This is a genomic window from Protofrankia coriariae, from assembly GCF_001017755.1.
Lineage (GTDB): Bacteria > Actinomycetota > Actinomycetes > Frankiales > Frankiaceae > Protofrankia > Protofrankia coriariae.
In genome coordinates, this window is sequence record NZ_JWIO01000036.1 from 4,491 (window position 1) to 10,162 (window position 5,672).

Sequence of the window (5,672 nt, forward strand, 5' to 3'; positions counted from 1 at the left end):
GGCAGGACCCGGTCCCGCCGGTGACCCACGAGCTCGTCGACGCTGGGGACATCGCCACCCTCAAGAGCCAGATCCTCGCCTCGGACCTGTCGGTCTCACAGCTGGTCAGGACCACGTGGGCGGCGGCCGCGTCGTTCCGCGGCAGCGACAAGCGCGGCGGCGCCAACGGCGCGCGCATCCGCCTCGAGCCGCAGCGCAACTGGGAGGTCAACGAGCCCGACCAGCTGGCGACGGTCCTGCGCACCCTGACAGGGATCCAGGAGGCCTTCAACGCGGCCCAGACCGGTGGCAAGCGGGTCTCACTTGCCGACCTGATCGTGCTTGCCGGTGACGCGGCGGTCGAGCGGGCCGCCAAGAACGCCGGCTTCGATGTCGAGGTCCCCTTCACGCCAGGACGGACCGACGCGTCGCAGGAGCAGACCGACGTGGAGTCGTTCGCCGTGCTCGAGCCGACCGCGGACGGATTCCGCAACTACCTCGGGAAGGGGCACCGGCTGCCGGCCGAGTTCCTTCTGATCGATCGGGCGAACCTGCTGACCCTGAGCGCCCCCGAGCTGACGGTCCTCATCGGTGGTCTGCGTGTCCTGGGTGCGAACTACAGGCAGTCGCCGCTCGGCGTCCTCACCACGACCCCCGAGACGCTGTCCAACGACTTCTTCGTCAACCTGCTCGACCTGGGCACGACGTGGCAGCCGACGTCCGAGGACGCGAACACCTTCGAGGGCCGCGACAGTGCCACGGGCGAGGTCAGGTGGACTGCCAGCCGTGTCGACCTCATCTTCGGCTCGAACTCCGAACTGCGCGCGCTCGCGGAGGTCTACGCGAGCGACGACGCGCGGGAGAAGTTCGTGCACGACTTCGTCGCGGCATGGACCAAGGTGACGAACCTCGACCGGTTCGACCTCGTCTGATCCTGTTCTGCTCCTGACCTGACCCTGGCATCCCGGTCGGTCGGCCGGTCGGCTCGCGCCGGCCCCGTCCGACCGGGATGTTTCCGTTCATGTTCGGCTCGGTCGGCCGCGGCCGCGGCCGTCACCGTGCCGCGGCCTGGCCGTGTCCGGCCGGCGTTCGGGCGGGGCGGTCCTCTGATTCGGGTCCAGGGAGGCGAATTCTGTCGTCGTTGCGGGCCCGGTTTCTGGATACAGTATGTGCGGCTACACATGGCTATGTGTGCCACAGTCGCGACCTGGAGGGCGAGCTCGGGCCCGGCTGCCTCAGGCGCGGTTCGTCCATGGAGGGCTCGGGTCGTCATGCGTCTTCACGTGGGATGCGCGATGTGGACGCACAAGTCGTGGCAGGGACGTTTTCTGGCGCATCCGCTCCCGTCTCACGAACGCCTGCGGCACTATGCCGGCTGGTGCAACGCGGTCGAAGGAAACACGACGTTCTATGCGACCCCGGCCAGGGACACCGTGGCCTCGTGGGCGCGGCAGACCAGCGCCGACTTCCGGTTCGTGATCAAACTGCCAAAGGTCATCACACACGAACGCCGTCTCACGGACGCCGACGAGGCGCTGCACGCCTTCCTGACGGCGATCGAGCCGCTCGGCCCGCGGGCCCACGCCCTCTGGATACAGCTGCCAGGATCGTTCACCCCCGCCGACGTCCCCGCGCTCGCCCGTTTTCTCCACCGGCTCACCAGGTCCCACCGGTACGCCGTGGAGGTCCGTCACCCCGCCTTCTTCAACGACCCCCGCGCGGCACGGCTTCTCGAAGGAGCGCTTGCCACCGTGGCCGCCGAATGGATTCCATTCGACACCACCGCGTTCTTTCGGAGCCCGCCAAGCAGCGACGCCGAACGGGAGGCGTGGACGAAGAAACCACGCCTGCCACTGCGATCGCTCGCGTTGACCGACCGGCCGATCGTCCGCTACCTCGGCCGCGACGCCGCGGAGCGGACGATCGAAGGCTGGCAGCACTGGACTGACACTGTCGTCGAGTGGCTGCGCGAGGGCCGGTCACCCACCGTTTTTGTGCACACCCCGGACAACGCCGACGCGCCGCTGCTCGCCCGCCGTTTCCACGACGAGGTTCGGGTACGCGTACCCGAACTCGACGCGCTGCCCCAGCCGATACCAACCGAGCCCCTGACCCTCTTCTGACGCGACACAAGGAGGGGTTCGGGTCGTTTCCCGTGGCTCCCTCGCGAGCTGGGGATCGTCCAGATGAAAGCTGTCCCTTTCGGGAACGAGGCAGGTACTGTCCTCGTCCCCGAAAGGGTTGGCCATGGGTTTTCAGCTTTCCGGGACGGGACTGCGACGGATGCTTTCTTCGAGCGCTGCGGCCAGAATCGGTCCGAGCTGGGCCAGCGCTTCGGGCTGCATCATGTGATGGTGCGTGCTGGCGACAGCGTGGATGGTGATCGTGCCGTCGACATACGGCTGCCATGCCTGTGGTGTCGGGCGGGCGTCAGGCGGGCTGTCGGGGCTGGGCTGAGCCGCGGTGAACAGAGCAGCAGGTCCCCGTCGAACCGGCCGGGGGTGAATCCCCGTAGCAGCCGGACGTTGTTGCTGGAAACATCGATGACGGCTGCCAGCGCGCGCTCTTCCAGGAGTTCCGCCGGAATGGTGCCCTTGCGGCGCAGAAGGTCCATCACGCGGTCGCGGTCCAGCTCTTCGTCGAGTGGCTCCTCTTCACCGAGGCCGGCGGCGTCGAGGAGAAGGGTGAGAACGTCCTGTTCGCTGAGCGCCGCTTCCTGCAGGGATTCCTCCCCGAGGGGGTAGGCGTCGAGCAGGGCCAGGAGCGCGACCCGCTCACCGTCGCGTTGGAGTTCGGTGGCCAGGGCATGGGCCACCACGCCGCCGAAGGACCAGCCGAGCAGGTGGTAGGGCCCGGCCGGTTGGACTGTGCGGATCTGTCTGAGATAGTCGGCGACCATCTCCTCCAGGGTGGCCGGAAGTTCTTCTGGTTCGGCCAGGCCCCGTGCCTGCAGGCCGTAGAGCGGATAGTCCGGGCCGAGATAGCGCGTCAGCCCGATATAGGGCCAGCTGATCCCGCCAGCCGGGTGGACGCAGAACAGCGGGGGGCGGCTGCCGTCGGAACGCAGGGGCAGCAGGACCTCCCGTCGGGAGGGGCGCCTTCCCGATGATCGAATGAGGTCTCGAGCAGGCCGACGGTAGCGCGTCGGTTGAGACAGTACAACCCGTGTTCAGGGTAATCGAAGATGGGCGAAGCCGCCGATGATGTCATCGCTGGTCCCGGAGCCGCTGTGGTCCGTACGCTGCGCTGGCCGGGTTCGTTCGTGACGGTGTGGTCGGCGGGCTATCGTCGGGGTGCGTGGGCGAACTGCCGGTACTTGTGGGGTCTGCCGACATCGCAGCCGTTCTGGGGGTGACGCGGCAGGCCGTCGATCATCGGCTGCGGACCGATCCCCGCGCGCCGGCTCCGGCCGCGGTGGTCAACCGCACCTCGCGCTGGGGCGGCACCCGGGTGTGGTGGCGAGCGGACATCGACCGCTGGCTCGGCGGTGGCGACCCCGACCGCTGGGCCTCCCTGCCCTGAAGCCCCGTTGCCTGCTCTGGAAGCCCCGTTGCCTGCCCTGAAGCGTGCCCGTTGCCTGCCCTGAGCCCGTTGCACCCGGCAGGGCGACCAGGGCCGCCGGGCCACAAGATGGGCGGATCGCGCGCGTCCGAACAGCCGAGCATGGAAAGCCGCCCGAAGTGGGGCCGGACTGGGATGTGTGGTTGCGTGGCCGGCCTGTCGCCGTGTCGCTGTGCCGCCGTGTCCGTGTGGCGACAGTAGCCAGCCGGTTGCTTCTCGTTGGGGAATGCTCGTGACGGAGGAAACACGCTCAGGACGCGGTCGACAGCCTCCGGGAGGACGCATGAACCACTGCGAACCCGCGAGCCGGATCCGGGCATCCACCTGCGTCGCCGGGCCGGAAGCAGGCGGACGCATGCCCGGCATCCTGCCGTCCCGTGGACGGCGGCGTCGCAGGAATCCGATCCACGCCGGCTGACCGGGCGCCGCCAGGCGGTATGACTGGTGTTCGTGGCAACACGGCGCCCGTTGTGGGGCCGCTGTTCCGGCAGCGGCCGGTGAAATGACGGCCGTACGCGGTTTTTCAGCGGGGTTCGTGGTTTTTCGGAGAGACCGGCGAAGACCGCGAGCACGGTCGGATCAATATCCTCTCATGCTGGGAGACACACGTGAGAAAGAGTGAGCTGGCACCACTGGCCCAGCCGCGGTCGGTGCTCGAGAGTTTGCGGAGATATCGACGTCCGCGACCCGATGAGCACGATCACCACACGCTTGAGAGCATTCGTGAGACGACGTACAAAGGCCACCATATTGTGGTACGGACCACCTATTCGATCGAGGTCGACGGAAACGTGATCAAAGGGCACGTTGGCGTGACCAACGACGGGCAGGTGCACTACCACGCCATTCCCAACATTGCTTTCGCGTCCGCGGTCGAGATGGCCGAGAAACTGGTCGACGCCTTCCCGGACGATTTCGGGTCGCCGGGGGAGCCCGGCGGCAGCCAGCCCGACGGCAGCCACGGGCCCGCGCACCAGCACCATGACTGAGGAGGCTCGAACATGGCCGTCGTCCGTCGCAACATCCTGCACGACGCCGCATCGCGCGATCTGTACATACGGGGCGTCCGGCTGCTGAAGGCCGAGTTCCTCGGGCCGACCACCGCCGACCTGGGGATAGGAGGCCAACAACAGCAGGTCAGTACATACGATCTTTTCGTCGCCTGGCACCACATCGCGATGAACACCTTCACGCCCCCGTCACAGGGCGACCGCAACGCCGCTCACCGGGGGCCGGTGTTCCTCCCCTGGCATCGTTTCATGCTGGTGCTGTTGGAGCTCCAGCTGCAGCGGGTGCTCGACGACGAGAACTTCGGCCTGCCCTACTGGGACTGGTCGTCGGACGGCGATCTGCCCGTGGCACAGCAGCCCGACGCGCCGTTGTGGGCCGGCGACGTCCTGGGCGGGCAGGGGGATCCCGTCACCACCGGCCCGTTCGCGTTCGACCCGTCCGACCCCGACTCCTGGCGGGTGCTGATCGACACGGACGTGCAGGGGCGGCTGCGCGGCACGAACCGCGGCCTGCGGCGCCAGTTCGCGGCCAACGCCCCGGACCTGCCGACGAACGCGGACGTCGACGCCGCGCTGGATCTCGACGCCTACGACCGGTCGCCCTGGTCGACGACCTCGAACGGATTCCGTAACCGGCTTGAGGGCTGGCGTCCGTTGAACACGGCACCGGGGCTGCACAACCGCGTGCACGTGTGGGTCGGGGGCGACATGTTGCCTTCTTCGTCACCCAACGATCCGGTCTTCTATCTCAACCACTGCAATGTCGACCGCATCTGGGCGTCCTGGCAGGTTCGTTATCCCGAAAGTGCCTACGTACCGACCGGCACGGCTTCGGCGGCGCTGACCGGGCATCGTGTCGACGATGCCATGTTCTCGCTGCTCTCGACACCGGCGACGCCTCGGCAGATGTTGGACGTCGGCGACGTATACGAATACGACGCTCTGTTCGTCACGGCCGAGCCCGCCGGTGTCGGTGCTGGCGGGCTCGGCGCCGTCCGCACAGTCTGACTGATTCGCACGACCTGGTTTGGATGATCTGTCCGACGTCCGAAAAATCCGCCGCCGGCGCACGCGAGCGCGTGAACACCATGGACACGTGAACACGCGAGCGGCCGGCGGCGG

At 67.9% G+C, this 5,672-nt stretch carries 5 protein-coding genes and 1 pseudogene (1 of these 6 only partly in view); 5 read left to right on the top strand and 1 reads right to left on the bottom strand.

Features of this window, described 5'->3' with window-relative positions; all coding sequences use genetic code 11:
- A pseudogene (gene katG, locus FrCorBMG51_RS18730) lies at window positions 1–911 on the top strand (catalase/peroxidase HPI) (it extends 1,338 nt beyond the left edge of the window).
- A gap of 339 nt (window positions 912–1,250) precedes the next feature.
- Window positions 1,251–2,102 (top strand): DUF72 domain-containing protein, encoded by an 852-nt coding sequence (locus FrCorBMG51_RS18735; protein ID WP_047224362.1) that lies wholly within the window; start codon window positions 1,251–1,253, stop codon window positions 2,100–2,102.
- Between the two features lie 221 nt (window positions 2,103–2,323).
- Here the strand turns inward: FrCorBMG51_RS18735 and FrCorBMG51_RS18740 are convergent, their stop codons facing one another.
- Window positions 2,324–3,136, bottom strand: a complete 813-nt coding sequence (locus FrCorBMG51_RS18740) for an alpha/beta fold hydrolase (protein WP_086055564.1) — start codon at window positions 3,134–3,136, stop codon at window positions 2,324–2,326.
- A 161-nt stretch (window positions 3,137–3,297) separates the two neighbouring features.
- Between FrCorBMG51_RS18740 and FrCorBMG51_RS18745 the strand changes: the two genes are divergently transcribed.
- The 3 genes from FrCorBMG51_RS18745 (at window position 3,298) to FrCorBMG51_RS18755 (ending at window position 5,558) form a co-directional block, all read left to right on the top strand.
- Window positions 3,298–3,501 carry a hypothetical protein gene (locus FrCorBMG51_RS18745; RefSeq protein WP_420848640.1) on the top strand — a complete coding sequence of 68 codons (204 nt, stop codon included), beginning with the start codon at window positions 3,298–3,300 and terminating at the stop codon, window positions 3,499–3,501.
- 851 nt (window positions 3,502–4,352) lie between these two features.
- Window positions 4,353–4,529: a hypothetical protein gene (locus FrCorBMG51_RS31725; protein WP_235433714.1), complete on the top strand. Its 177-nt coding sequence runs from the start codon at window positions 4,353–4,355 to the stop codon at window positions 4,527–4,529.
- 12 nt (window positions 4,530–4,541) lie between these two features.
- Window positions 4,542–5,558, top strand: a complete 1,017-nt coding sequence (locus FrCorBMG51_RS18755) for a tyrosinase family protein (protein WP_047224365.1) — start codon at window positions 4,542–4,544, stop codon at window positions 5,556–5,558.
- The last annotated feature ends 114 nt before the right edge of the window (window positions 5,559–5,672 follow it).

Bases quoted from the DNA above. Each gene is read 5' to 3' on its own strand.
- FrCorBMG51_RS18735 (WP_047224362.1), top strand. From the start codon at position 1,251: ATGCGTCTTCACGTGGGATGCGCGATGTGGACGCACAAGTCGTGGCAG.
- FrCorBMG51_RS18755 (WP_047224365.1), top strand. From the start codon at position 4,542: ATGGCCGTCGTCCGTCGCAACATCCTGCACGACGCCGCATCGCGCGAT.